This window comes from Pseudoxanthobacter soli DSM 19599, from assembly GCF_900148505.1.
GTDB lineage: Bacteria > Pseudomonadota > Alphaproteobacteria > Rhizobiales > Segnochrobactraceae > Pseudoxanthobacter > Pseudoxanthobacter soli.
This window is the reverse complement of sequence record NZ_FRXO01000017.1, coordinates 30,744-54,140: the sequence shown is the minus strand read 5'-3', so window position 1 is coordinate 54,140 and position 23,397 is coordinate 30,744. Positions and strand designations below refer to the sequence as shown.

22 protein-coding genes and 1 pseudogene are annotated in these 23,397 nt (G+C 64.6%); 10 read left to right on the top strand and 13 right to left on the bottom strand.

The features are described from left to right. The 3 genes from BUF17_RS21790 to BUF17_RS21780 all read left to right on the top strand — a co-directional run. The coding region (locus BUF17_RS21790) for an invasion associated locus B family protein (RefSeq protein WP_139282640.1) at positions 1-364 on the top strand (364 nt) is incomplete at its 5' end. 134 nt (positions 365-498) lie between these two features. After that, the gene (locus tag BUF17_RS21785) at positions 499-960 is read left to right on the top strand and encodes a DUF4126 family protein (protein WP_073632764.1); all 462 of its coding nucleotides are present in this window, start codon (positions 499-501) and stop codon (positions 958-960) included. Further along, a complete protein-coding gene (locus tag BUF17_RS21780; protein ID WP_073632762.1) occupies positions 957-2,336 on the top strand; it encodes an FAD-containing oxidoreductase in 1,380 nt (459 codons plus the stop codon). The genes BUF17_RS21785 and BUF17_RS21780 overlap by 4 nt, the downstream gene beginning before the upstream one ends. A gap of 252 nt (positions 2,337-2,588) precedes the next feature. Here the strand turns inward: BUF17_RS21780 and BUF17_RS21775 are convergent, their stop codons facing one another. The 3 genes from BUF17_RS21775 to araD1 all read right to left on the bottom strand — a co-directional run bounded on the left by BUF17_RS21775 (position 2,589) and on the right by araD1 (position 7,507). Then, complete coding sequence (locus BUF17_RS21775; RefSeq protein ID WP_073632760.1) at positions 2,589-4,370, bottom strand: hydantoinase B/oxoprolinase family protein; 1,782 nt, start codon at positions 4,368-4,370, stop codon at positions 2,589-2,591. Between the two features lie 14 nt (positions 4,371-4,384). After that, positions 4,385-6,448, bottom strand: a complete 2,064-nt coding sequence (locus tag BUF17_RS21770) for a hydantoinase/oxoprolinase family protein (RefSeq protein ID WP_073632758.1) — start codon at positions 6,446-6,448, stop codon at positions 4,385-4,387. Positions 6,449-6,511: 63 nt separating this feature from the next. Then, the gene (gene araD1, locus BUF17_RS21765; protein ID WP_073632756.1) at positions 6,512-7,507 is read right to left on the bottom strand and encodes an AraD1 family protein; all 996 of its coding nucleotides are present in this window, start codon (positions 7,505-7,507) and stop codon (positions 6,512-6,514) included. Positions 7,508-7,801: 294 nt separating this feature from the next. Between araD1 and BUF17_RS21760 the strand changes: the two genes are divergently transcribed. The 4 genes from BUF17_RS21760 (at position 7,802) to BUF17_RS21745 (ending at position 13,051) form a co-directional block, all read left to right on the top strand. After that, positions 7,802-8,623: an IclR family transcriptional regulator gene (locus BUF17_RS21760; RefSeq protein WP_084565098.1), complete on the top strand. Its 822-nt coding sequence runs from the start codon at positions 7,802-7,804 to the stop codon at positions 8,621-8,623. 671 nt (positions 8,624-9,294) lie between these two features. Further along, positions 9,295-10,419, top strand: a complete 1,125-nt coding sequence (locus BUF17_RS21755) for a sugar ABC transporter substrate-binding protein (protein ID WP_244530991.1) — start codon at positions 9,295-9,297, stop codon at positions 10,417-10,419. 89 nt (positions 10,420-10,508) lie between these two features. Next, complete coding sequence (locus BUF17_RS21750; RefSeq protein ID WP_084565096.1) at positions 10,509-11,567, top strand: ABC transporter permease; 1,059 nt, start codon at positions 10,509-10,511, stop codon at positions 11,565-11,567. After that, positions 11,564-13,051, top strand: a complete 1,488-nt coding sequence (locus BUF17_RS21745) for an ATP-binding cassette domain-containing protein (RefSeq protein ID WP_073632754.1) — start codon at positions 11,564-11,566, stop codon at positions 13,049-13,051. Before BUF17_RS21750 ends, BUF17_RS21745 begins: the two co-directional genes overlap by 4 nt. 349 nt (positions 13,052-13,400) lie before the next feature. Here the strand turns inward: BUF17_RS21745 and BUF17_RS21740 are convergent, their stop codons facing one another. The 10 genes and pseudogenes from BUF17_RS21740 to BUF17_RS21695 form a co-directional block, all read right to left on the bottom strand. Further along, positions 13,401-13,619, bottom strand: coding sequence for a hypothetical protein (locus BUF17_RS21740; protein ID WP_073632752.1), 219 nt, complete (start codon positions 13,617-13,619; stop codon positions 13,401-13,403). Between the two features lie 107 nt (positions 13,620-13,726). Further along, the gene (locus BUF17_RS21735; RefSeq protein ID WP_073632750.1) at positions 13,727-13,936 is read right to left on the bottom strand and encodes a cold-shock protein; all 210 of its coding nucleotides are present in this window, start codon (positions 13,934-13,936) and stop codon (positions 13,727-13,729) included. Positions 13,937-14,121: 185 nt separating this feature from the next. Beyond that, positions 14,122-14,394 carry a 30S ribosomal protein S21 gene (gene rpsU / locus BUF17_RS21730; protein WP_073632748.1) on the bottom strand — a complete coding sequence of 91 codons (273 nt, stop codon included), beginning with the start codon at positions 14,392-14,394 and terminating at the stop codon, positions 14,122-14,124. A 285-nt stretch (positions 14,395-14,679) separates the two neighbouring features. After that, entirely contained in the window at positions 14,680-15,903 is a 1,224-nt protein-coding gene (locus BUF17_RS21725; RefSeq protein ID WP_428977669.1) for an alpha/beta hydrolase family protein, read from the bottom strand. Between the two features lie 44 nt (positions 15,904-15,947). Continuing rightward, positions 15,948-16,904, bottom strand: a complete 957-nt coding sequence (locus BUF17_RS21720; protein WP_244530990.1) for a CDP-diacylglycerol diphosphatase — start codon at positions 16,902-16,904, stop codon at positions 15,948-15,950. Between the two features lie 13 nt (positions 16,905-16,917). Then, positions 16,918-17,805 (bottom strand): hypothetical protein, encoded by an 888-nt coding sequence (locus tag BUF17_RS21715; RefSeq protein ID WP_073632746.1) that lies wholly within the window; start codon positions 17,803-17,805, stop codon positions 16,918-16,920. A 1-nt stretch (position 17,806) separates the two neighbouring features. Beyond that, positions 17,807-18,625 carry a bestrophin-like domain gene (locus BUF17_RS21710; RefSeq protein WP_073632744.1) on the bottom strand — a complete coding sequence of 273 codons (819 nt, stop codon included), beginning with the start codon at positions 18,623-18,625 and terminating at the stop codon, positions 17,807-17,809. Further along, entirely contained in the window at positions 18,622-20,031 is a 1,410-nt protein-coding gene (locus BUF17_RS21705) for a TAXI family TRAP transporter solute-binding subunit (RefSeq protein WP_084565094.1), read from the bottom strand. The genes BUF17_RS21710 and BUF17_RS21705 overlap by 4 nt, the downstream gene beginning before the upstream one ends. A gap of 191 nt (positions 20,032-20,222) precedes the next feature. Then, a pseudogene (locus BUF17_RS23530) lies at positions 20,223-20,327 on the bottom strand (IS481 family transposase); the annotation flags it as partial. Between the two features lie 41 nt (positions 20,328-20,368). Continuing rightward, positions 20,369-21,136, bottom strand: a complete 768-nt coding sequence (locus BUF17_RS21695; RefSeq protein WP_073632742.1) for an IclR family transcriptional regulator — start codon at positions 21,134-21,136, stop codon at positions 20,369-20,371. Positions 21,137-21,386: 250 nt separating this feature from the next. Between BUF17_RS21695 and BUF17_RS21690 the strand changes: the two genes are divergently transcribed. The 3 genes from BUF17_RS21690 to BUF17_RS21680 are packed head-to-tail and all read left to right on the top strand — an operon-like array spanning position 21,387 to position 23,394. Further along, positions 21,387-22,235, top strand: a complete 849-nt coding sequence (locus BUF17_RS21690; RefSeq protein WP_073632740.1) for a cyclase family protein — start codon at positions 21,387-21,389, stop codon at positions 22,233-22,235. Continuing rightward, positions 22,235-22,597 carry a cupin domain-containing protein gene (locus BUF17_RS21685; protein ID WP_073632738.1) on the top strand — a complete coding sequence of 121 codons (363 nt, stop codon included), beginning with the start codon at positions 22,235-22,237 and terminating at the stop codon, positions 22,595-22,597. The genes BUF17_RS21690 and BUF17_RS21685 overlap by 1 nt, the downstream gene beginning before the upstream one ends. Beyond that, positions 22,594-23,394 (top strand): SDR family NAD(P)-dependent oxidoreductase, encoded by an 801-nt coding sequence (locus BUF17_RS21680; RefSeq protein WP_073632736.1) that lies wholly within the window; start codon positions 22,594-22,596, stop codon positions 23,392-23,394. The genes BUF17_RS21685 and BUF17_RS21680 overlap by 4 nt, the downstream gene beginning before the upstream one ends. Positions 23,395-23,397: the final 3 nt, after the last annotated feature.

Sequence of the window (23,397 nt, the reverse complement as noted above, 5' to 3'; positions counted from 1 at the left end):
CTTCTCCCAGACCCAGATGAACCAGCAGAACCGCCAGCGCGTGCTCGCGATCGAGCTTCATGCCGCCGACGGCGGTGCCGCCGAGGGCGCCGTCGTCATGCCGTTCGGCCTCGCCCTGCCAGACGGCGTCACCCTGCAGATCGACGACGCCGCGCCGGGCGCCCCCATCGCCTACACCACCTGCCTCCCGGCCGGCTGCCTCGTGCCGCTGTCGTTCGACGCCGCCATGGTCGCCAAGCTCAAGACCGCCAAGAAACTCACCCTCAACGCCGTCGCCGCCGACACCAAAGCCCCCATCCCCCTCACCATCTCCCTCAACGGCTTCGCCCCAGCCCTCGCCAGAACACAGAAGCTCATGCAGTGAGGGCCGGGCTTTCCTGACAGCGGGCGCCGGCCCGATTGTGGGAAGACTTCTCCCGGGAATCACGTCACACTCGCCCGCGTCGGTTGCACGACGCGGGTCGAATCCGCCCGCCCGGCTGACGGGGGAACGTGACGATGCTTTATCTCGCTGCGCTGTTGATCGGCGTCGTTGCCGGCCTGCGCACCATGACGGCGCCCGCTGCGGTCTCCTGGGCCGCGCATCTCGGCTGGATCGATCTGTCCGGCTCCCCGCTCGCGTTCATGGGTTATGCGTGGACGCCCTGGGTGTTCACCGTTCTCGCACTCGCCGAATTCGTCGGCGACCAGCTGCCGTCGACCCCCAGCCGCACGGTGCCGGCCCAGTTCGGCGCGCGCCTCGTCAGCGGTGCCTTCTGTGGGGCCTGTGTTGGTGCGGCAGGGGGCTTTTTCGTCGCCGGCGCCATCTGCGGGGCCATCGGTGCGGTGATCGGCACGCTCGGTGGGCGGGCGGCCCGCGCACGCGGTGCCGCCGCCTTCGGCCGTGACCTTCCCGCCGCTCTGATCGAGGATGCCGTTGCCGTCGGGGGTGCCGTTCTCATCGTGGCGGTGCTGCGATGACCCGCACCTTCGATGCCATCGTCGTCGGCGCCGGTCAGGCCGGTCCGTCGATGGCCGGCCGGCTGACGGCCGCCGGCAAGACCGTTGCGGTGATCGAGCGCCAGCATTTCGGCGGGACCTGCGTCAATACCGGCTGCAAGCCGACGAAAACGCTGGTCGCGAGCGCCTATGCCGCCCGGATGGCGGCGCGCGCCGCCGAATACGGCGTTGTCCTCGGCGCGGAGCCCGGCATCGACATGAAACGGGTGCAGGCCCGGGCGGAGAAGATCATCCAGGACGGTCGCGCCGGCATCGAATCCTGGCTCACGGGCATGGAAGGCTGCACGGTGTTTCGCGGCCATGCCCGCTTCACCGGTCCCCATGAGATCGAGGTCGACGGCACCGCGATCACGGCGCCGCTGATCTTCCTCAATGTCGGCGGACGTGCCGCGGTGCCGGATCTGCCCGGCCTCGGCGAGGTTCCGTTCCTGACCAACAGCGCGATGGTGGAACTCGACGTCGTCCCGGAGCATCTCGTGGTGATCGGCGGCTCCTATATCGGCCTCGAATTCGCGCAGATGTTCCGTCGCTTCGGCGCCAGGGTCACCGTGGTGGAACGAAGCCCGCGCCTGATCGCCCGCGAGGACGAGGACGTCTCCGCCACCATCCGCGAGATCCTGGAAGCAGAGGGTGTGGAAATTCGCACCGGGGCCGAGTGCCTCAGCTTCGCCCGGCACGATGCGGGCGTGGCGGTGAAGGTCGATTGCGCGTCCGGACGGCCGGAGATCGTCGGCTCACATGTGCTTCTCGCCATCGGACGCCGTCCGAACACCGACGATCTCGGGCTCGATGCGGCCGGCATCGCGACCGACGCCCGCGGCTACATCACCGTGGACGACCGGCTGGAAACGAGCGTGTCCGGCGTCTACGCGCTGGGGGATTGCAACGGCCGCGGCGCGTTCACCCATACCGCCTACAACGATTTCGAGATCGCCGCCGCCAACCTCATCGACGGCGAGGACCGCAAGGTCAGCGAGCGGATCCCGGGCTACGCGCTCTATACCGATCCGCCGCTCGGTCGCGTCGGCATGACCCAGGCGCAGGCGAGGGCGACCGGCCGGCCGCTTCTGATCGCCAAGAGGCCGATGACGCGGGTCGGACGGGCGGTGGAAAAAGGAGAGACGCAGGGCTTCATGAAGGCGGTCGTGGATGCGGAAACCAAGCGCATTCTGGGGGCTGCAATCCTTGGCACCGGGGGTGACGAGGCGATCCACGGCATCCTCGACGTCATGAATGGCGACCTGCCCTACACGGTCTTCCGCCGAGCCGTGCCGATCCATCCGACCGTGTCGGAACTGATCCCGACGCTGCTCGAGGACCTCAAGCCGGCGGAGTGAGCTCGACGTGAGCCCGGCGGCATCGATCTTAGAGCGCTTTCCGATCTGATGGAATCATCAGATCGACGAGAAATCGCTCCAGATTCAAAAGCTTGAGCATATCCTTATCGTTCAGATCGGTTCGATCTGAACGGGTTATGCTCTAGGCAACGCTTCCGTCGCGGGCGGCGGACGCGGCTTGCCGATGTGCTCAGCCATGGCTGAGCCGTGGACCGGCCGATCACAAGATCGGCCAGCCTGCGATGTAGACGGTCATGTGCGCGCGGAGGCGCTCCGCAGCTCCGCGGTCGCCTCGCGGTCGATCTCGCCGTTCTCCGTCAGGATCACGCCATAGATCGACTGCGCCCGTTCGCGGCTGATCCAGCCCTCGCGCACATCATGCAGGACGCGCGCGGGATCGCGCTCGTGGGGGTGACCGTAGCCGCCACCGCCACCGCTGATCGAAACCATGGTCTCGTCCGGGCCGATCACCACCTCGGCGCAGGCCGGAACCGGCTGCAGCGAGCCGTCTGCAAGCCGGCGGAACTGGGCGGAGCGCGCGCCGGCGAGGCCGCCGCGCGTGCCGAGCGCCGCATTGACGTTGCCGTCGCTGACATAGGCGACCGTCATGGAGCAATCGACCGGCGCGAATTCCGAATAGGCGCCGAGTGCGCCGCGGAAGCGGCCGGCGCCTTCGGAGTCGGGGATGAGGCGCCTCTGGTGGACGAAGATCGGATGGCGCAGTTCGTCGATCTCGATCGAGTCCTGGTAGCACATGCCGGCGTTGCCGACGTGCAGGATGGTGAGCCAGCCGTCGGTCCACGGCGTTCCCGCGCCGCCCGTGCAGCCGAGATAGACCTCGTTCACGAAGGGCTTGCCGTCGTGCACGCCGGAGACGACGCCGCAGGAGGGTGGGATCAGCGCACCGGTTTCCGCCTGTCCGAGGCCGTCGGCGAGTTCGGCAAGCGCCGCCTGCACCGGATTGGCGACGCGATCGGCGATGTTCGTCGTCGCGACCGAGCACGACGTCGGATGGCGGGGGCGGCCGACGACGCAGCCGTCGCGCAGATGGATCTTGATCCGGCGGAAGCTGCCCTCGTTCTTTGGCACGGTGTGATCGATCGAGTTGAAGATGCCGATCATCGGCGCGGAGAGGGAGCAGGCCTCCGACAGGTTGAGCCCGTTCGGCAGCGAATCGGGATTGTCGGTCATGTCGACCTCGATCATCGCCTCTTCCGGCTTGACCTCGACCGTCGCCGTGATCTTCACGCCGTCAGCCGGCGTGCCCTGAACGGGGTCATGGGTGCTCGTGCGCGTCACGCGGCCCTTGGGAAGAGCGCGGATCACCTCGATCATGCGCCGCTCGCTGTAGTCGAACCACTGCTGCGAATAATCCTCCAGACGATCCCAGCCGATTTCCGCCCCGAGCGCCAGAATCTCGCGCTCGCCGACCCGGGCGGCGCCGAGGGTGGCGAGGTAGTCGCCCCACCACTGATCCGGCACGCGGATGCGCATCTGGCACATGCGGATGATGTCCATCACGTGCTGGTAATTGTCCTGGATCTTCACGGCGGGGAAGATCAGGGCGCCCTCGTTATAGACGTCGACGGCGGCCCCCATATAGGTCGTCGGCAGCGAGTTGCCGCAATCGGCCTGGTGCGCCTTGGCGAGGACGGTGAACCGGTGCACGCCCTGATCGTCGATCACCGGGATCAGGATCGAGTGGTCTGCCGGATGGGTGCAGCCGTGATAGGGCGAGTTGTGCAGAAACGCGTCGCCGCGCTTCAGCACGGGGTGATTGTCGGTCATGGTCCGCGACATGATGTCGGGACCGCGCAGCACATGGTTCGGCAGGCTCTCGGCGGTCGCGAGCAGTTCGTGCTTCGCCGTGAGCACCACGCAGGAGAAATCGCGCGCGATGGTCAGGATGCCGGACCGCCCGGTGCGATGCAGCGTGTTCGCCATCTTGCGGGCGATGCCCTCGAAGCGGGCCGTCAGCACGGCGAGCGTCGAGCCGTCCATGGTTCTTTTGGCAGAGGTGTTGGCGCCAATCATGGTGTTCTCTCCGCTCAGACTTCGATGACGAGATTGCCGGATGCGTCGCGCCAGGCCTTGGCGCCCGGATCGATGACGATCGATGTGAAATCGGATTCGACGATGGCCGGACCGGCCAGCGTCTGGCCCTCGGGGATCGCCTCGAGGCGCCACACGTCGGCCTCGATCCAGTCGGTGCCGAGAAAGCGGACCGGACGGGACGCGAGCCTCGCGGGGCGTCCATCGGCGGCGAGACGCCCGGGGACGCCCGAGCCGATGCGGCAGCGCACCTCGGCGTTCCAGCTCACCGTCTCGATGCTGGCCTTGTCGTCGCTGACGGCGAAGATGTCCTGGTGCATCTGGTGGAAGTCGGCGACGAGTGCGCCGACGTCTTCCTCACCGGCGAAGCGCGCCACCTGCAGCGGCACTTCGATCTCCCAGGCCTGGTCGGTGTAGCGGGCTTCCGTCGACCAATCGATCTCGACCGCTTCGGCGCCCGCGCCGGGGCCGGCAGCGAAGGCGTCGCAGGCCGCCTTCAGGCCGGCGAGAACCTTGTTCACACCCTCGATGTCGAAGGAATCGCTGCGGGTGTGGAACATGGCACGCTGGTGTGCGGTCAGATCCGAGATCAGCGCACCCGAGGCCGAGAGCGCGGCGCCTGCTTCCGTCACCAGCACGCGCTTGCAGCCGAGACGGCGCGCGATAGCGACGCAGTTCAGGCCAGCCGCGCCGCCGCCGGCGACGAAGGTCGCCTGGGTCGGATCGATGCCCTGGTTGACGGTGATATCCATGATCGCCTGGACCATGTGCTCGGTCGCGAGCGCCACAATCACTTCGGCCGCCTCCTCCACCGTTTTGCCGAGCGGCTCGGCGACGTCGGTGCGGATGGCGTCGAGGGCGCCGGCCTTGTTCAGCGCCATCTTGCCGCCGAGGAAGAATTCGGCGTCGATGAAGCCGAGTGCCACGGAGGCGTCCGTCAGCGTCGGCCGCGTGCCGCCGCGGCCGTAGCACACCGGGCCCGGCACCGCGCCGGCGCTTTTCGGGCCTACATGCAGCAGCCCGCCGGCATCGACCCAGGCGATGGAGCCGCCACCGGCGCCGATGCTCTTCACGTCGACGGAGGGCATGCCCGTCATGTGGCTGCGGAAGGGTTGGCCGAGCCACGTCTCGCGGCTCCGCGGGATGCGGCCGCGGCGCACCAGCGACACGTCGAAGGTCGTGCCGCCGGTGTCGCCGACGATCAGCGTCTCGGCGGCGTCTGCGGCCCCGTAGGCCTTGGCCGCGACGGGGGCCATGCTCGGACCGGAATTGATCAGGTGCACCGGCGCTTCCGCGACGCGGGCCGCGTCCATCACGCCGCCCTGCGAGGTCACGACCAGCACGCGGCCGTTAAACCCGGCCTCGCGCAGGCGCTGTTCGAGGCCGTGCATGTAGGCGCCCATGATCGGCTTCAGCGAGGCGTCGATACAGGTCGACGACGCCCGGCGATATTCGCGGATCGACGGGTTGATTTCGTGGGAGAGGGTGTAGGGCACGCCCGGCAGATGCTTCGCGATGAGCGCCCCCACCGCAAGCTCATGGGCCGGATTGACCACCGACCACAGGAAGGACACGCCGACGGCCTCGATTCCGGCCGCCTTGATCTCGTCGAGAATGGCGACCACCGCGTCCTCGTCGAGCGGCGTTTTGATCGCGCCGGAGACCGTGATGCGCTCGGGCACCTCGTAGGTCAGCGCGCGCGGAACGTAGGGCTCGGTATAGGGCACGGTGAAGTTGAACGGCTCGATGCGCCCGCCTTCACGGAATACCAGCGTGTCGGGATGACCCTTCGTGGTCAGGAAGGCGGTCTTCGCGGTTGAGCCCGTGATGATCGCGTTGATCGCGTGCGTCGTTCCATGGACCAGGATCTCGCCGCGGCCGAGATAGGCCTTCAGGTCCTCGCCCGCGGCCTCGGCTGCGATCCTCAGGCTGTCGATCACGCCCGCGACCGGATCGGAGGGCGTGGTCGAGGCCTTGTGCATGCTGAGCACGCCCACTTCGGTCGCGACCATCAGATCCGTGAAGGTGCCGCCCGTATCGACGGCGAAGCGAAGGCCCATATTCGGCTCCAGAGAGAAGAGGGGAGGGCGCGGCTGGATGCGGCCGCGACGGCAGGAACGGGATCAGAGCGATCGCACCACGAAGCTGGGTGCCGGCCTGGCGACCATGCGATTGCGCAGCGGCCGGCCGAAATCGGGCACGTCGATCTCGAAGCAGTCGCCCGATTGCGTCTCGACGCCATTGGCGCAACTCAGCAGGGGCGCGCCGAAGAAATAGGCGTGCAGGTCACCCGGGCGGCGGAACATGTCGTAGCGGAAATGGTAATGCTCGAGATTGCGGACCGAGTGCGACATGTTGCTTTCGCCGCTCAGGAACTCGCCCTCCCACAGGGTTCGGCCGTCGCGGAGAACGCGGATCTTGCCCCTCGTGTCGTCGGGAAGATCGCCGACGAGCAACTCCGGCCCGATCGAGCAGTCGCGCAGCTTCGAATGGGCGAGATAGAGATAGTTGAGCGCTTCCGTGACCTGATCGGAGAACTCGTTGCCGAGCGCGAAGCCGAGCCGCCAGGGGTTGCCGTCGGGCCCGATGAGGTACAGGCCGACGATCTCCGCTTCCTCGCCGCCCGCCAGCGCGAAGGCCGGCATCGGAATGTCCGATTCCGGCGGCACGACGCAGGTTCCGAGCCCCTTGAAGAACCATTCGGGCTGCACGCCGATCTCGCCCTCGCGGGGTTTGCCACCCTCAAGGCCCATGCGGAAGATCTTCATCGAATCCGTCATGTCGGCATCGGCGCCGTGGGCGATCTCGTGCATCTTGTCGCGCGCATCGGCGCTACCGATGTGGGTGAGGCCCGTTCCCGTGATCCAGAACCGCGCCGGCTCCGGATGGTCGAGGGGGGCGAGCAGGCGCCCTTCGGCGATGATCTCGTCGTAGCTGACGGGTGCGTCGTGCGCGGCGGACGCCACCGCGTCGGCGAGACCGACCCCGCGTTCGATGGCGCTGCTGGCCAGATCATAGACCGTATTCGGCCCGGCGAGCGGCACGATGAAGCCGCCGCTCTCGTCGGGAAATCCGACCTTCCGTTCGCCAGACCGGCTCTTGAACTGCACAAGACGCATGGAATTCTCCAGGGCTGGACGTGTTGGGCTGGCGCGATGACGCGGCTGCCGATGCGATGGGTGAGGAGTGCCGCGTGCCGCCGATCCGGGTCGGCGGTGGCGTTTTCTTCGCCTCGGCCATTGCGCGCGACGGAAACGATGCTAATGTTCGGCTAGACAGAATAACGTTCTGCCCTACAAATCGTTAGGGCAGGCGGTGGATATTGTCAACCGACCTCGTGGCTCGCTATCGATGGCAGGTCGAAGGGCCTCTGCAGAAGCCTGGGGAACGCAAGACCGAAAGGGCGCATCGACGTGTCGGACACCACGGAAACTCCAGACGAGAAGTACTCCCTGCGCAGCGTCGGCCGGGCGCTTGATGTGCTGCAGGCGCTCGGTGCCGGGAGCGGAAAGGGCATGAGCGTCGGAGAGATCGCCGAGACGATCGGCGTCTCGCGCTCCACGGCCTTCACGCTGTTGCAGACCATGGTGGCGCGGGGCTTCGTGGCGGATACCCGCATCGGTGGTGCCCGGCTTTACCGCCTGGGGCTGACCCTGGTGCATCTCGGCGACCGCGCCGTGGCCGAAATGGGGATCACCCAGATCGCGACGCCGATCCTGCAGCAATTGACCGATGCGACGCAGCTGACCTCGCGCCTCGCGGTGCTTGACGACGGCTATGCGGTGGCGATCGGTCGCGTCGACGCGCCGGGACCGTTCCGCATGACCGCGTCGCTCGGCCGACGGGAGCTGCCGCATTGTTCCGCGGTCGGCAAGTCGTTGCTCGCCCGGCTGCCGAGCGAGCAGGTGATGGCGATCCTGACCCGCCTCGGCATGCCGCGCCGGACCGAGCACACGCTGACCACCCAGGCCGCGCTGATCGACGACCTGCGCGAGATCGCCGCGCGCGGCTATGCCTTCGACAACGAGGAGGACAATATCGGCGTCGTCTGCGTCGGGGCCGCCGTTTACGACCGCACCGGCGATGCCGTGGCCGCGATCAGCGTGACATGCATGAAGCTCGGCCGCAGCGATGCCGACCTGCACCAGCTCGGCTCAGCGGTTCGGGCTTATGCCGACCGGATCAGTCATCTTCTCGGCGGGCCGGCGCATTCCGCTTTGCCGCCCTTGGACTGATATCGATATCCGTTCAAATCGGATCGATTCGAACGCAGCATATCTCGAAAATTCGCAGCCATTCACTGTCCGACCTAAGACGCCATCGAGCCCAAAAGTGTCGAGGCTGTGGAAAATTTCGCTCAAATACGCCTGAATTACTGGCATGCTTCGCGACTTGGAAGAGAGGCGCCCCGCGTCTGTCGCGGAGCTTGATCCCACGCCTCCGGTTCTCGGGACGTCCAGCTGTTCCTGATCATGCGGTGTCCCATAGGGCGCCCCGTTCGCGTGCGGGAGCCGGCCCCGGCATGATCCGGCGCCTGCGCGGCGGCTGAACTTTTCGTGAGCCGCACGGTGGCGAGGTGCCGACCGTCTCGCCGCGTCCCGCTCGGACATCGGTCCGCCCGGCACTTCGTCCCGATCCGCGCCGTGCAGCCGGCAAAGACATTCCCTTTGATGCGGGTTCACCGGCGTTTGAATCCGGTTGCAGTGATCCCCCCGAGTGCGCGCGTAAGTCACGGGCCCGTCGGGCCCCGGGGAGTGGTGGCTTTCACCCTCACGCCCAATCGCGCGCCGCGCTCACAAAATGCGCTCGGGCTCATATTGACAACGGGACTTCGTCCGATACAGTTCTATTGCACAAAACATAGTTCTGTCTAGCGGAACATTTCCAGATGAGAACGGAGCTCCCTATGTCCTTCCTTCGCAGCCACATGCTCGCCATGGCCGGCGTGGCCTTCATCGCGGGCGTCTCGGGCACGGGACCCTCGGCCTATGCCGCCGAGAAGACCGTCCCGGAAGCCGCCAAGACGCACCAGATGCCTTGGGGCGAGTTCAAGCTCGCGCCGCGGATCGTCAAGAAGATCGAGGCCGGCGAGAAGGTGAACATCATCGTCGACATCGAAGGGACGGGCATTCCGATCCAGGGTGCCGAGATGCGCATCGGGACGAAGAAGGGTTGCGACGCGGCCAACAAGGAGCTCTCTGCCGAGTGCCGCCTGGTCGGGCCGGTCAATCCCGACACCACCAAGCAGCTCGCCGAACTCGAGACGCTGCTGAACTCCGGTCAGGTCGATTGCCTTGCGCTGCAGCCGCCGCTGCCGAACCAGTTCACCGGCATCATCAACAAGTACGCCGCCGCCGGCATTCCGGTGTTCACGCTCAATATCGATGCGCCGAAGGCGAAGCGCTTCGCCTTCTACGCCCTGAACGAGGTTCAGGCCGGCACCATCAACGGCGAGGCGACCGCCAAGCTGATCAAGGAAAAGGGCATCAAGGTCGATCAGATCGCGATGGGCAGCGGCGCGCCGGACCAGCCGTGGGCGCAGTCGCGCATGGAAGGCTTCATGGCGGGCTACAAGTCGGTGTTCCCGGACGCAAAGTTCTTCAATGACGCGAAGTCCGGCATTCCCACCGGCAAGAACTTCACCACCCAGGAAGTGCTGAATTCGGTGACGCCGTTCCTGACCGCGCACCCCGACGTCACGCTGTTCTTCCACACCGACCAGGGTGTCGAGGGCGTGGGCAACGTCATCCGTAACCTGAAGCTGAACGGCAAGGTGTTCACTTCCGGCTTCAACGTCAGCGGCGCCATCCTCGATGCCATCGCCGACGGCACCACTCTCGTGACCATCGACCAGGGCTTCGACAACCAGGCCCAGGCTCCTGTCGAGCAGTGCGCGAAATATCTCGCCACCGGCGAGACGCCGGCCGATCCGCTGCAGTATCTGCGCCCCATCGTCATCACCAAGGCTGGCGGCCAGGACGAGCTCAGCGTAGAGGCAGGCCGTGAGCGCCTGAAGGCCGCGTCTCACTGAGGGAGCGGAAACACCGTCGCCGGCGCGGAGATTGCACCATCTCCGCGCCGTTCTCATACGCACTGCGCTTTCGCTGCCCCGGAGCCATCATGACGAAATCCCTGTCCGCCCTCCTGGGCACGCAAAAAGTCCTGAACAGCCTGAGGACCCTCGGCCTCGCGCTCGCCATCGTGCTGATCGCGCTGATCGTCCAGTCGCAGCGCTCCGCATTCCTCAGCCCGGAGAACATGCTGACGCTGGTCCGGTCGATGGTCGCGCTCGGCATCGTCGCCTTCGCCCAGATGCTGGTGATCCTGCTCGGCGAAATCGATCTTTCGGTCGGCGCGGTCTACGGGCTCGCCGGCACGGTCGTGGCCACGCTGTGGCTCGGCGGCGGAAGCCTGCCGTTCACGACGTCGCTTGTCGTCGCCCTCGGCGCGGGCCTCGGCATTGCGCTCCTGGTCGGTTTCGTCAACGGCTTCCTGACGGTGCGGGCGGGGCTTCCCTCCTTCATCACCACCCTTGGAATGCTCAACGTCGCCGACGGCCTTTCGCTCCTCATCAGCAACGCCACCACGTTCACGCCCGCCTACAACGATCCGCTGCCGCCGGCGTGGGAACTGTCCTTCTTTCACGGCCTTGGCGGCGCGCTGATGGCATACGACATTCCGGTCGAGACGCTCTGGCTGCTCGGCGCCTTCATCCTGTTCTGGATCCTGCGCCACCGCACGATCTTCGGCTTCCGCCTCGTGGCGATGGGCGGCAACGCCGAGGCCGCGCGCGTCGCCCGTCTCCCCCTGCGGAAATACAAGTACGTGGTGTTCCTGCTCAGCGCGCTGATGGCGGGTGTGGCCGGCATCATCGACTTCTCCTATGTGGGATCGGTTGGGCCGACCCAGTCGAGTTCGCTGTCCTTCCAGGTGATCGCGGCCGTGGTCATCGGCGGGGCGAGCCTGAACGGCGGTCGCGGCACCATCGTCGGCACGCTTCTCGGCGTTATCCTGCTGGCGCTCCTCAACAACGGTCTCGCGCTCCTCGGCGTCGGGTCCTTCGTCCAGCTCCTGTTCATCGGCTTCGTCACCATCGGCGCCGTCTGGCTCGACCTCGTGTCGCAGAAGCTGATCCGCAGCGCCGGTCAGCGTTCCGCCCGGACGGGAGCCGCGGCATGATCCGCCTGACCGGCAAGGCCATCACCAAGCGCTATGGCGCGACCCGCGCGCTGGACGGCCTCGATCTCGACCTCACGTCGGGCGAGATCATCGGCATCGCCGGGCCGAATGGGGCCGGCAAGAGCACGCTGATGCGGATGCTCGCCGGCGAAGAGAAGGCCGACAGCGGCGAGATCGTGCTGATGCGCCCGGACGGGCCGGTTCAGGATGTCTGGCGCCGTGTCGCGGTCGTGCATCAGGAGCCGCACATCTGGCCGAACATGACGGTCGAACAGAACCTGGCGGTCGGCCGCGAGGGGCGCTGGTTCGGCCGTGTTGCGCCGGATCCGGCCGCTGCCGCCGCCGTGCTCGAGCGTCTCGGCATCGCGCAGTTCGCCCATTATGAACTCGCCGATCTCTCGCTGGCGGTTCAGCAGCGCGTCGAGATCGCCCGCGCCATGCTCAGCGATGCCGACGTCTATCTGTTCGACGAGCCGAACTCGGCCCTGACCGAGCAGGAATCCGAGGCGCTGTTCGTGACCATGAGCGAACTGGCGGCCGACGATCGCATCGTCCTGCTCATCACGCACCGCCTCAATGATTTCGTGCGCAGCTGCAAACGCGTTCTGGTGCTTCGCGATGGGCGGATCAACCACGAGATCAGGGGCGCGGCCATCAGCGAAACGGCGATTGCCGCGCAATTGACGGCCACGCACGCGACGCACGCAGTCGCTAATCCTGCGTCGACGCGGGCGGTGCGGTCAGCCGGATCGTCCAGGCCGGTGCTGCGGCTCGATCGCTGTTCGGACCGCCACGGTGCGTTCCGCGAGGTATCCCTCGATCTGATGCCCGGCCGTGTCGTCGCGCTCTCCGGTGTCGAGGGCTCCGGCGCACGCGAACTCGCCCAGGCGATCGGCGCCTTCCGCCCGATGCAGGATGCCGATGGATCGAGGCTCCGCTTCGCGGCGTCCGTCTCCTACCTGGCCGCGAGCCGGCGCCACACGGTGTTTCACAACATGAGCGTCGGCGAGAACCTGGCCGCCCGGCTGGGCAGCGACGTGATCGGCGGGCGGGGCCGGCTGCTCGACCCCGCACGGATCGAAGCGCTCGCGCGGCGCAGCGTCGCCCGCTACCGCGTGAAGACCGGCGGAACGGATCTGCCGATCACCGCGCTCAGCGGCGGCAACCAGCAGAAGGTCGTGCTCGGCGCGGCAATGGAACAGAACACGGACATCATCGTGATCGAGGAGCCGACGCGTGGCGTCGACATCTCCAGCAAGGCCGACATCTACGAACTGCTGCGCGACTTCGCAGCCGAGGGCCGCTCGGTCGTGGTGTTCTGCACGGAAGTTCAGGAGATTTTCGATGCCGCCGACGAGGTCGTCGTGCTGTCGCGCGGCGCGGTCGTCGGCCGGATCGACATGGACGGCATCTCGGACATTCCGAGTCTCGCCGACATCCTCGCACGCTACGAGAGCGGTACGGAAATGGCGCAGGCCGGCTGACGCAGGGGCGCTGTTCGCATGTCGCTCCCGCGAAGCCCCTCAGCGGAAACCGGGTGAACGGGAGACCGCATCCGACGGGAGCCTCCGGTTGAGGCGCAGTCCGGCAGGTCAGGCCGACCGATGTGGCGTCGGGACGCGATGACCCGAGGCCCGAGGGAGCGTCGCGCAGTCGGCATCCCGCCCGGCGGTGTCTTGTCAGGCATTCAGGCGAGCACGTTGGGCCAAGCGCGCTCGGCAAAGCACGCCGGCAAGTGCGTTCGCCCCGGCTTCGTGGCTGGGCCCGCCGGGACGGATACCGGCACCGGCTAGGTCGAATTGCGGCCTCAGCTGGTGAACGTGGGCACGGGCGTTACCGCTTGGCGCTCTTGCGCGCCGGCTTCGGAGCCGTCGCAGCGGCATCGGCGGCCTCCTTTGCCAGCCGGGCCTCGCGCAGACGCGCGGTCTTCGCCTGACGAAGCGAGGCTTCCTGTTCGATCATCGATCTGGCGATCCGCGAGACCGCGTCGGCCTTGCTCTCGGTCTGGGACAGTTTTGGCTTGAAAACCGTGTCACGCGTGAGAGCTGTCATGTTTCATTCCCTTCGAAAAATAAAAAAGGCCGGGTTTCCCCGGCCTTCCCAAAATTGCCTCAACGGCACCTGCCAGTACATCCGTGGTCAGAGGCCGGAGCCAATCCTCAAGCAGCCTGGAGGCTGCCGGCCGAGCTCTTGCCGCTCCGACGGTCAGTCTCGATCTCGTAGGAGATCTTCTGACCTTCGTTCAGGCCGAACATGCCAGCCCGCTCCACAGCCGAGATATGAACGAACACGTCCGGTCCGCCGTTATCGGGCTGAATGAAGCCAAAACCCTTCTGGCTGTTGAACCACTTCACAACACCTGTCGCCATGGCGATATATCCTTCAGTCGACATAGAAATTCGATCGCCCGCAAGCTTGCGAGCGTCACGTTGACATCGATTTGAGAGGAAGTTCGCTATGGCGCAATATGCGCGAAACAAAGTTCAACGTCCAAGATCGATGCTTAATCCTACACAGGGCTGCGCAATAACACAACCCTGTGTGGGGTTTAATTTTACTCGGCGGTCGGAGCCATCGGTCTGGCGGGGCCACGGCCGGTCATCGGCTTCTTTTTTGGCGCTGCGATGAGGCCATCCCGGACGGCCTGCTTGCGAGCAGCCTTCCTGGCGCGCCGGATAGCCTCGGCATCTTCGCGGTTGCGCCGCTCAGAGGGCTTTTCATAGGCGCGGCGGGCCTTCATTTCCCGGAAGATGCCCTCACGCTGCATCTTCTTCTTCAGAACTCTCAACGCCTGGTCGACATTGTTGTCGCGTACGAGAACCTGCAAATCCTGTCCGATCACATGCAGCCGAACTGCTGGTTTGGAAAGACGCGTCGGAAGCGACGGTCAAGCCGTCTATATGGCGCACGGCAGGGCGATTGGAAAGAGCAATCCCGGGCGGAATGTCATCTGGCCGTTCTGCCGCGGCATGGTTCGAGCGCGGCCGGGGGGGGGCGCCGCCCGCGCACGGTGTGGTGTCTGTCGTGAAGAACAGGGGCCTCATGCGCCGCCAGGGGACATTCCCGTCGCCTTCGGTCGATGTTCGACCTACGGGCGTCAGCCGGCAGGCGCTCACTTCGTATCGAACCATTCCTTCCAGCGCGGCACGGCCGTGGCAAAGGTGCCGCGGTGGTTTGTCGGCCCGGTCGAGATAGCTTCGACGCGGCTGTTGCCGGCACCAATGCCTCGCTGGTACTCCATGACCAGCCTGCCAAGGCCGACGGAAACGATCTCGTCATCTTCGCCGTAATAATTGCGCAGCGGCGTCTTGATGATCCATCGATAGGCTTGGGTGGCCAGCGCAATCCTGCCATAGGCGGATTGCGCGAAGAATTCCGGATCAAAATAGGCGGGCTGGATCAGTATCTTGAGGTTCGTCGGGATCTCGTCTTTCTTGTAATCCTGCCGCTCATAAACCCGCTTCGCGAGGTCGTAATATTCCGGGGCAATGATCGTTCGCGCCAGGCCGGGAATGCGGTAGTAATTCTCGAAGGAGAATGCCGAGAGAATGTAGAGGACATTGGCCCATGTGGCGTCGTTTTTTCGCGGAAAATTGAGAAAGCCGTTGAGCAAGGAGTAGATGTCCGCCGGTGCGCTGGCGGTCGCGGCGGCGTCCACTTTCACGCCCGCCCGTTCGAGCCGCTGAAGGAAGGCCATTGTGACGAAGCCGCCTTCGGACCACCCGCTGATGAAAAGCTTGTCGTTCGATATCTTCAGCTGCCGGAGCACCGCCAGAGATGCCGTCAGCATGTCGAAGCTCGCCTGCTGCTGGCTGCCCATGACGCCATAGCCCTCCGGCTCCGTGGAGGCGCCCATGCCGAAATAGTCGGGGCCGATCAGCAGGTAGCCCTGACCGGCGAATTGCGCGATCATCAGTTTGGTTTCTTCGGATTCCTGGGGGAACGAGGGCACCTCGGTTTTCTTGTACACGGTGCCGTGCTGATAGGAGACCAGCGGAAAAACACTGCCCTCCGTGTCCGGTACCGCCAGCAGCCCCGTGGCGACGATGGGTCTGTTGTCCAGTTCGGGAACGACCGAGGGATAGGTGATCCGATAGAGCTTCACCCCGTTCCGTGCCGGTTTGGCCGTGATCGGGACGCCGAAGAAAGCCGGTGCGTCGACGGTGAGGATCGTATTGAGCTGGTCGACGTTCAAGCCGCCGATCAGTTCATAACTCACCCCCGACGGAATGGCGGCCGATGCAGGCTCTGCCGCGCGCGCCAGCGCACATGCGGGAGCCACCATCAGGCCAAGCGCGGCCACGAGCGCGGCCAGAATATCGGAGCGGCCCATCATCCATACCCCCAAAACGGCCCCAACCGGGGTCAACAAGGCTTCCGTCAGTTGAGGCGGCATTCCGCCGGCCTCACATAATTGAGTTCCGAGCGTTCGAACCTCGGTGCGGTGAGAATCCAGAGACCCCGGCCGCCTTCGGTGACCGTGGCCAAAACGCCGTGGAGCGGCAGATCCGCTGCTCCGCGCGGCATCAGGCTGCGGGCGATGGCAAGCACGTCGATGCCTGCAAATGGATTAGCCCCCGCGGAGACTGCGATGAACCGGGCGTGAAAATCATAATGGCCGATGCGAACGTGCGTCGCGTCGGGCGGCAGCGCGGCGAGCGCCGCGCGATAGTCGGGCTTCAGCGTTCCGATATGGATATGGAACTGATGCTGGCCGCGCGTCGTGGCAGGCTGGATGGCGAAGGCGACATCGTCCTTCGCGAAGGGTGGTTCGACCATGCGCTGTGAAGCGACATAGGCGTCCTGCCAGTAGTGACGCCCGGAATAGCCAGGGACGTCCTCGATCCCGACCACGGGCTCGATCGCCCAAAGCAGGACGCGACAATTTTCCCCCCGCGCCCGGGCAAAGCGTATCGGATCGCGAAAGCGGGTGTCATGCTGCAAAAAGAAGGTGTCTCCGCCATTTTCACGACGCACGAACTCACCCTGCGCATCGCGGCACCGCCCGTCGGCGCAGGCGGCGGATGCGAGAAACCGATAGACCGCGCAAGTCCCGGCGCCAGCATTGGCTGGCTCCGCACAGGATGCGCAGGGTTGCGGGGCCTTGTCGTCGTTGTTCGCTTCGGCTGGAGACGCCCAGTGCTGGCCCGCGCTGCCGGCCGATGTGGCGGCTGGCGCTGGACAGGCTTGCGTCTGCGGGGCAGCGGCGTCGGCCGCGCCCGGCGCAAGCCCGGCCATCAACCCGAACAGCGAGCCCGCGAGGAACCCGGACAGCGCCCCCACGCGGCGGCGTGCCTTTCTCGCTGGCAACGGGGCGGGATGGAGTGCGTGGTTCATGCGCGGCTCCCCATCAATCCTCGTTCAGCGACAACACCAGTGCTGGCGACAAGCGGAGGAAACCCTTGAAGCGGTAGGAAATATCGCGCGTATGGTCCGCCTCGGGCATGTCTGGACTGCGCAGGGACAGATCGTCGCCAAACACCCCGACAATATCCACATGGCAGTGGCGCGCGATTTCGACATAGCTCGGGCCGTCATCGGTCTCGAGATCGAAGATGTCCCGGTCGGAGACATCCGTCATCGTCACATCGACCTTCAGGCTTCGAGCGACCTGCAGCATGCTGCTGCTGAGGTTTATGCCATCCTCCGCCGGTGCCACCACACGAAGGCGCTGGACCGCGATATGAGAATTGGTGAGGTCGATCCCGTCATCGCCGGAATGGAAGCTTCTAAGCTCGGTAACATCCCATTCCTGCGGCCCCACCCCCATGATGGAGAGCCCGTCGCGATCATCCTGCAGCGGATCCCGGCTCTGCCGGACGGGATCCCCATGACCGAGATAATAGACCGCGATCAGATCGGCCCTGAAGGACGACGCAGCGCTTGGCCGATCGGCGGTGACGGAAAGGCCGTCCTTCTCTGCGCTGCGATAGCCGCCGAAGAACCACAGGCCGCCATTGTCGGCCGCCTTCACGACCCGGAAACGATCGTCACAGGCCCGCACATACAGCCGCTTTGCCTGCAGGACCGAGCCCTGGTCGAAGATCAGGGCCGCATGGGCGATCGAACTGGAGGGCAGCACACCGTTCAGGATCAGGATGTTCACTCCATCCTCAACGACCAGCCGCCCGCCTTTCTGCACCCGGACCTCTGACGCGACCACATAGGTGGTGCCCGCACGAAGGCGTCGAACGCCCGTAATTGGTCCCTGCAAGACGACCGGATCAGATTGTGCCATGTCACTGCGCTCCCGGTTGGAGCGGCGTGGGCGACTGCAGCTTCAGGCCGTTATAAACCTCCTGCAGGCTTTCGGCGGAGGTGGACGTATCCCCAAGATACGGAAGGTCGATAATGGCGATGGCCGCCAGCATCAGGGTCAGCATCACGAGTTGTATCGCCATGATCACGGCCCTCAGGGGCGTTGCCTCGATCAGTCTCAGTCCGCAGATCACGATGACACCCAGAATGCTAAGCAGGCTCACGGTGTAGAACATCGTCGGAAGTGCGCTGGTGACGCTGAGGATGCGGTCGTTGCGGGCTTGCGCGACATGATCCACTGCATCGATAATCTTGGAAAAGATCACGATTCTTTTTTCGGTGCTGGGATCTATCCTGTTGATCTGCAGGAATACATTGACCAGAGCATTTGAAGTGACATCGCTGCCTTGCCCCTGCTTGAGATCGGGCCACTCGTCGACGATGATGGAGTTGGTGTAGGCAAGCAGCGCGTCACGGGCCTTCAGGGCCGGGGGCGTGCCATCGAGGATCAGCATCCGGTTCAGGCTCTTGATAGCCTGAGCTTCCTGCGAGACCTTGTCATCCAGATTGGACGCGGTGGTCATGACGAGCGCAAGGACAAAGCCGAGCACCACATAGGCACCGGACATGCTGTTCTGCGTCGCGGTATCGACGACGTCGCTGTCATAGTCGAACCAGTTCCATGTCCGGTTCATGAACCGCAGGGCGACCGTTATCACCAGCAGGGCGATGCAGGCCACCAGGGGCAACAGCACGAGCAGCTGGGTGTCGGACATATATTGCAGAAAAGAGTAGGTCATGAATTGCCGGCCCCCGACGCGCGCTTGGATTCACCAAGGCTAGACATTTTCTTTTCCGTGTCTTGCTTTGCACTGGCGATGCATCGCCGAAGATTGAAATAGTGGCGCATCTGGTCGTCCTGCACCCAACTTCGCGCCGTGGTGTCGTCGAGCTGGTTCAATCGTTCGAGCACAGTTCGTGCCTCGGCCACCGTGCCGGCGGCGGCGAGTTCATCCTCCAAATAGCGAAGCTCCCAGAAGTGCAGCCAGAGCAGCTTCTGGGACGCGAAGCCCCGATAGCCGATAATCTTCTTGATAAGGGGCAAGCCAAGAAGAAGGAGGGCGAGCAGAATGATCCAGACATTCTCCAGCAACGCGGCGAGCCAGAGCGGCAGATAACTGAAAATCTCGGGGACGCCACTTGTATAAAAGCGCGTTGCGATCGGGCTCAACGGGAAGCGGTTATCCTTGTATTGCGGCAGGCTCCCGGCGATTGGGAAGAAGTGGCTCGACTTCAGCGAGAAGTCACGGGCCGCCATGAGAAAGGCCCACTGAACCGCCGGATGCGTGTCCTTCTGGACCAGGAGATTCACGCCGGATGCGAGAAGCGCCACTTCGCTCTCCGGCCTGATGCTGGCGATGTCGATGGCGCCCCGTGGAACCGTCACCTTCTGCAGGAATGGCAGGCGTCGCACATAGCCGTCGGCGAGCGGAAAGTTCATCAGCTTGATGTCGGGATCCCGCAGCAACTGCTGGACGAGAGGCGAACCGAAGCCGTCAACGATGAAGACGGCATCGATCTTGCCCGCCATCAGCTGTTCGACTGCTTCGGCATGCGGAAGCTTGAGGAAGTTCGCCCTGTCGCCCGTACCCGGATTGTTCAGTTCCATCAGGGTGGAGAACAACTTCTGGCTGACGGTTCCCGGTGCGCCGACAGCGATCTGCTTGTCCTTATAATACTGGAAAGGATCATCGACTTTGACGGTGTCGCCCCGGTAGAACAGCCAGGCCGGCGCGATCGCAACGTTACCCAGAGAGACGAGGTCTTTATAGTCCGATGGCGAGCCGGCTCCCGATACCACAAAGCTGGCGGTGATGTCGGACTTTGGATCCCATATATCCCTCTCGACATTGTCGAGGCCGATGCGGCTTCGAACCTGAAGGGACAGACCCTGGCGGCGGAAATAGGCTTCGTAGGCCTCGCCGAGTTCGGTGCTTAGCGTACCCCGTTGGCCAATGGCAAGAACGGTCGGGTGTCGGGGAAACGGCTCGATATAGACGAGGATCATGAGTGCGAGGACGGCCACGATCACGACGGCCGGCCCATAGAACGCCGCGACCTTAAGCCATGTCAGAACCTCGCGGCGGAAATCGTATTTTATGTATCTTCGGATGAACCGCAAAATGTCGCTAGCCTGGCCATCCATGCTCGCGCCCGCCTCCCCCCAGATTAGTCGAGTTCCAAGCTGGGCCAGCTTATCCGTGAGTCCGTGGCCTAACAATCGCCTCCCAGGCCCGCACCCGACGCGAAGTTGTTCCTGATGACAATAAGGGTCTTGATGACGCAGTCGCCGGGTTCGAGCGGACGCCGCGTGCGCCTTCCGCCCCCGATTTGCCGACCTCTCGTGGCAAGGCGCCGGTGCAGCGACGAGCGCGTCAGATGCGGGATGACGTCTTTCAAGGCGACGAAGACGTCGTCCAGCGGGCAGGGCGAGCCTACACGCGGAAGGGGGCGCTTCGGCGCGCGTTGCCGGTTAGGGGATGCTACAGAACCGTCGAGAGCAGCCGGGCGATCTGGCCGGAAAGACGCATGATGGCTTCGGAAAGATCGCGGCGGCGGTTGGCAAAGCGCGCTGTCGGCGTCGGGATCGACACCGCGTAGATACCACCACGTGCATCGCGGAAGGCTATGCCAATCGCGCTTATGCCTTCGGTATGCTCGCCGAGGTCGAACGCGAGGCCGGTTTGGCGAACTTTATGGATCTCCGCCAGAAACGCGTCCAGATCGCCGGTGCGCCCGTCGTGCGCCCACTCGTCGCGTGCGATTGTTGCAACATCGTCGTCGCTCATCAGCGCGAGACAGGCTTTTCCATTTGCCGTGGTGGTGAGCGGAAAGACCTCGCCGACGGAGGAAACAGCGCGCAGCCTCTGGGTGCCCGGGATTTGATCAATGAAGATCAGGCGCTTCCCGCGCAACACGGCGAGGTCGAGTGTTTCGCCAGTCTCCGCCGCCAGATTCTGGAGGAACGGCCGTAGCAGTTCCACGAGATCGATGCGGGCGGCTTCGGCCAAGGACTGCAGTTCCGGACCGAGCCGAATTCCCCCGTCCGGCCCCGCTGATATCAAGAGGCGTTCCGTCTGCAACGCTGAGACAATCCGCTGCACAGTCGAGCGCGGCAACTCCACGCGCTCCGAGATCTGGCTGAGGCTGAGCCCCTCTCGCTGGTCCCGCAGAGCGCGCAAGACTGCTGCAGCACGAGCGATGACTTGAATTCCTCCGGTGCGTTCTGCGCTGGAGTCGATGCCGCCCATATCCGTGATCCCTCGGTGCGCCCGAAAATACCCGTTGCGCACGTCTATCCCAAAGCGGTCAACGCTCCAACGAGGTCCGCCATCTGTATCGCAATATGAGACACCAAAATCCATCATGCAATACATATTGACCGCATTGCGGGACGGCTGTATTACAATGCGGTAGAGCGGCACGGCAAACAGTCCGCCCCAAAAATCAATAATGCAAAATGGCGCTCCGCTTCGCTGGAGCGGCAGGGAGAAACATATCGTGACAATCAAGGTGCGCGGTATCGAGTTTCAGTCGAACCTCGATAATTCGATGGGTCTCAAATTCTATAATCTCTCGCATCGCTTCGGATACCAGTCGCCGAACTGGCCATATTTTGAAGATGTCAAGATTGAGCGCATCCATTATATGGCAAAATCGGGTGTCCTCTCTCAGAGGATCACCACAAGCATGCACAATACGACCCACATCGACGCTCCGGCGCATGTGGTGCAGGGGACTCCCTTCATCGACGAGGTGCCCTTGCCGCACTTCTTCGGCTCAGGCCTGGTCGTGTCGATACCCAAGAAGAAGTGGGAGCCGATCACTTATGACGATCTCGAAGCAGCGGCGGGCCGAGCTGTGCGTCCCGGCGACGTGGTGATCGTCAATACCGGCTATCACCACATCTACGATGACAGCGAAGATTATTTCCTGCGCGCGCCCGGCTTTGTACCTTCCGCAGCCGATTGGTTCATCGAGAAGAAGGTCAAGGTCGTCGGTCACGATACGCAGGCCAACGACCATCCGCTGGCGACGGCGATCGGTCCCCACGGCATAGGTCCGATCATCAAGCACGTCGACCTTCAGAAGGAATATTTCGAATGGTCCGGCGGCCGCGATTGGAAGGACGACTTCCCGGAATGGGAGCCGGTCCATCGCAAATTGTTCAAGGCCGGAATTCTCGGCATTGAAAATGTCGGCGGCGATCTCGATGCCGTCACCGGCAAGCGTGTAACGTTCGCCTTCTTCCCGTGGAATTGGGACCGCGGCGACGGCTGCATCATCCGCCTGGTGGCGATCGTCGACCCCTCGCAGGACTACCGGATCGAGAGAGGCGAGGCCTTCTGATGTTCGTCAAGCGCTTTGCCGAGGCAAAGCCCTATGACGCGCCCAATCATCGACAGACGGTCGGGCTTCGCCTTCAGGGCTTCGAACCTGGCGGACCGAAAAATCAATGGGTCGGCCTTTCGCAATTCCTGCCCGGCGGGGGAGCCGGGCCGGATTCTACCCCCTTCGAGAAGGTCTACGTGGTCCTCGATGGCACGATGACCGTCACCACCGGCGGTTCCGAGATTGTCCTCGGCCGATACGACAGTTGCACCATCGCCCCGGGCGAGGTGCGCGTCCTTGAGAACCGGTCGAACCATACTTGCACCCTGCTGGTCGTGATCCCCTATCCGCCGGGGCACGCTGTCGAGGGACAGCCATGAGCGCCATCTTCAGCAATCCGCTTTCGCTGTTCGACGTGCGCGGCAAAACTGCCATCGTGACGGGTGCCTCCGGTGCTTTCGGGGCGCTTGCCGCCGAAGTGTTGGCGGGAGCCGGTGCAAAGGTCGTCGCCGTTGCCGGTAGCGAGAGGGCTCTGGCAGACACCGTCGCCGCCTGCCGGCGGCATTGCGACGATGTCGTCGGCCTGCAGGCGCGCCCCGATAGCGAGCAGGCCTGCACCGGAATCGTCGAGCATGCCGTTGCGGCTTTCGGCGGTGTCGACATCCTCGTCGTCGCCTCCGGCAAGAACGATGTCGCCAAGATCGTCGACATGGAGCCCTCACGCTTTCTCGACGTGATGGACGCCAACGTCACGCAGAGCTGGCTGATGGCCCGCGAAGTCGGCCGGCGCATGTTGAGCCAAGGGCGCGGCGGCAAGATCGTGCTGATGTCGTCGGCGCGGGGCAAGCTTGGGCATCCGGCCGGCTATTCGGCCTATTGCGCCTCCAAGGCGGCCATAGACGGCATTACGCGGGCGCTCGGCTGCGAATGGGGCGACAGTGGGATCACCGTCAACGCCATAGCGCCCACGGTCTTTCGCTCGCCGCTGACGGCCTGGATGTTCGAGGACACCGACCGTGCCGTGGAGGTCCGGAAGGGTTTCCTGGCTCGCGTTCCCAAGGGGCGCTTGGGCGAACCCGAAGATCTCGCCGGGCCGCTGCTGTTCCTCTGCTCGCGCGCGTCGGATTTCTACACAGGGCACATTCTCCATGCTGACGGCGGCTATACCGCCGGATAGCCC

What these genes read in the sequence shown, in the direction of transcription:
- BUF17_RS21710 (WP_073632744.1), bottom strand. Translation starts at nt 18,625, where the DNA reads ATGACCTACTCTTTTCTGCAATATATGTCCGACACCCAGCTGCTCGTG.
- BUF17_RS21770 (WP_073632758.1), bottom strand. Translation starts at nt 6,448, where the DNA reads ATGGGCCTTCGCTTCGCCGTCGATACGGGCGGCACCTTCACGGATCTG.
- BUF17_RS21780 (WP_073632762.1), top strand. Translation starts at nt 957, where the DNA reads ATGACCCGCACCTTCGATGCCATCGTCGTCGGCGCCGGTCAGGCCGGT.
- BUF17_RS21755 (WP_244530991.1), top strand. Translation starts at nt 9,295, where the DNA reads ATGTCCTTCCTTCGCAGCCACATGCTCGCCATGGCCGGCGTGGCCTTC.
- BUF17_RS21705 (WP_084565094.1), bottom strand. Translation starts at nt 20,031, where the DNA reads ATGGATGGCCAGGCTAGCGACATTTTGCGGTTCATCCGAAGATACATA.
- BUF17_RS21725 (WP_428977669.1), bottom strand. Translation starts at nt 15,903, where the DNA reads ATGATGGGCCGCTCCGATATTCTGGCCGCGCTCGTGGCCGCGCTTGGC.
- BUF17_RS21680 (WP_073632736.1), top strand. Translation starts at nt 22,594, where the DNA reads ATGAGCGCCATCTTCAGCAATCCGCTTTCGCTGTTCGACGTGCGCGGC.
- BUF17_RS21785 (WP_073632764.1), top strand. Translation starts at nt 499, where the DNA reads ATGCTTTATCTCGCTGCGCTGTTGATCGGCGTCGTTGCCGGCCTGCGC.
- BUF17_RS21695 (WP_073632742.1), bottom strand. Translation starts at nt 21,136, where the DNA reads ATGGGCGGCATCGACTCCAGCGCAGAACGCACCGGAGGAATTCAAGTC.
- BUF17_RS21735 (WP_073632750.1), bottom strand. Translation starts at nt 13,936, where the DNA reads ATGGCGACAGGTGTTGTGAAGTGGTTCAACAGCCAGAAGGGTTTTGGC.
- BUF17_RS21775 (WP_073632760.1), bottom strand. Translation starts at nt 4,370, where the DNA reads ATGATTGGCGCCAACACCTCTGCCAAAAGAACCATGGACGGCTCGACG.
- BUF17_RS21740 (WP_073632752.1), bottom strand. Translation starts at nt 13,619, where the DNA reads ATGACAGCTCTCACGCGTGACACGGTTTTCAAGCCAAAACTGTCCCAG.
- BUF17_RS21750 (WP_084565096.1), top strand. Translation starts at nt 10,509, where the DNA reads ATGACGAAATCCCTGTCCGCCCTCCTGGGCACGCAAAAAGTCCTGAAC.
- BUF17_RS21745 (WP_073632754.1), top strand. Translation starts at nt 11,564, where the DNA reads ATGATCCGCCTGACCGGCAAGGCCATCACCAAGCGCTATGGCGCGACC.
- BUF17_RS21720 (WP_244530990.1), bottom strand. Translation starts at nt 16,904, where the DNA reads ATGAACCACGCACTCCATCCCGCCCCGTTGCCAGCGAGAAAGGCACGC.
- BUF17_RS21715 (WP_073632746.1), bottom strand. Translation starts at nt 17,805, where the DNA reads ATGGCACAATCTGATCCGGTCGTCTTGCAGGGACCAATTACGGGCGTT.
- araD1 (WP_073632756.1), bottom strand. Translation starts at nt 7,507, where the DNA reads ATGCGTCTTGTGCAGTTCAAGAGCCGGTCTGGCGAACGGAAGGTCGGA.
- BUF17_RS21685 (WP_073632738.1), top strand. Translation starts at nt 22,235, where the DNA reads ATGTTCGTCAAGCGCTTTGCCGAGGCAAAGCCCTATGACGCGCCCAAT.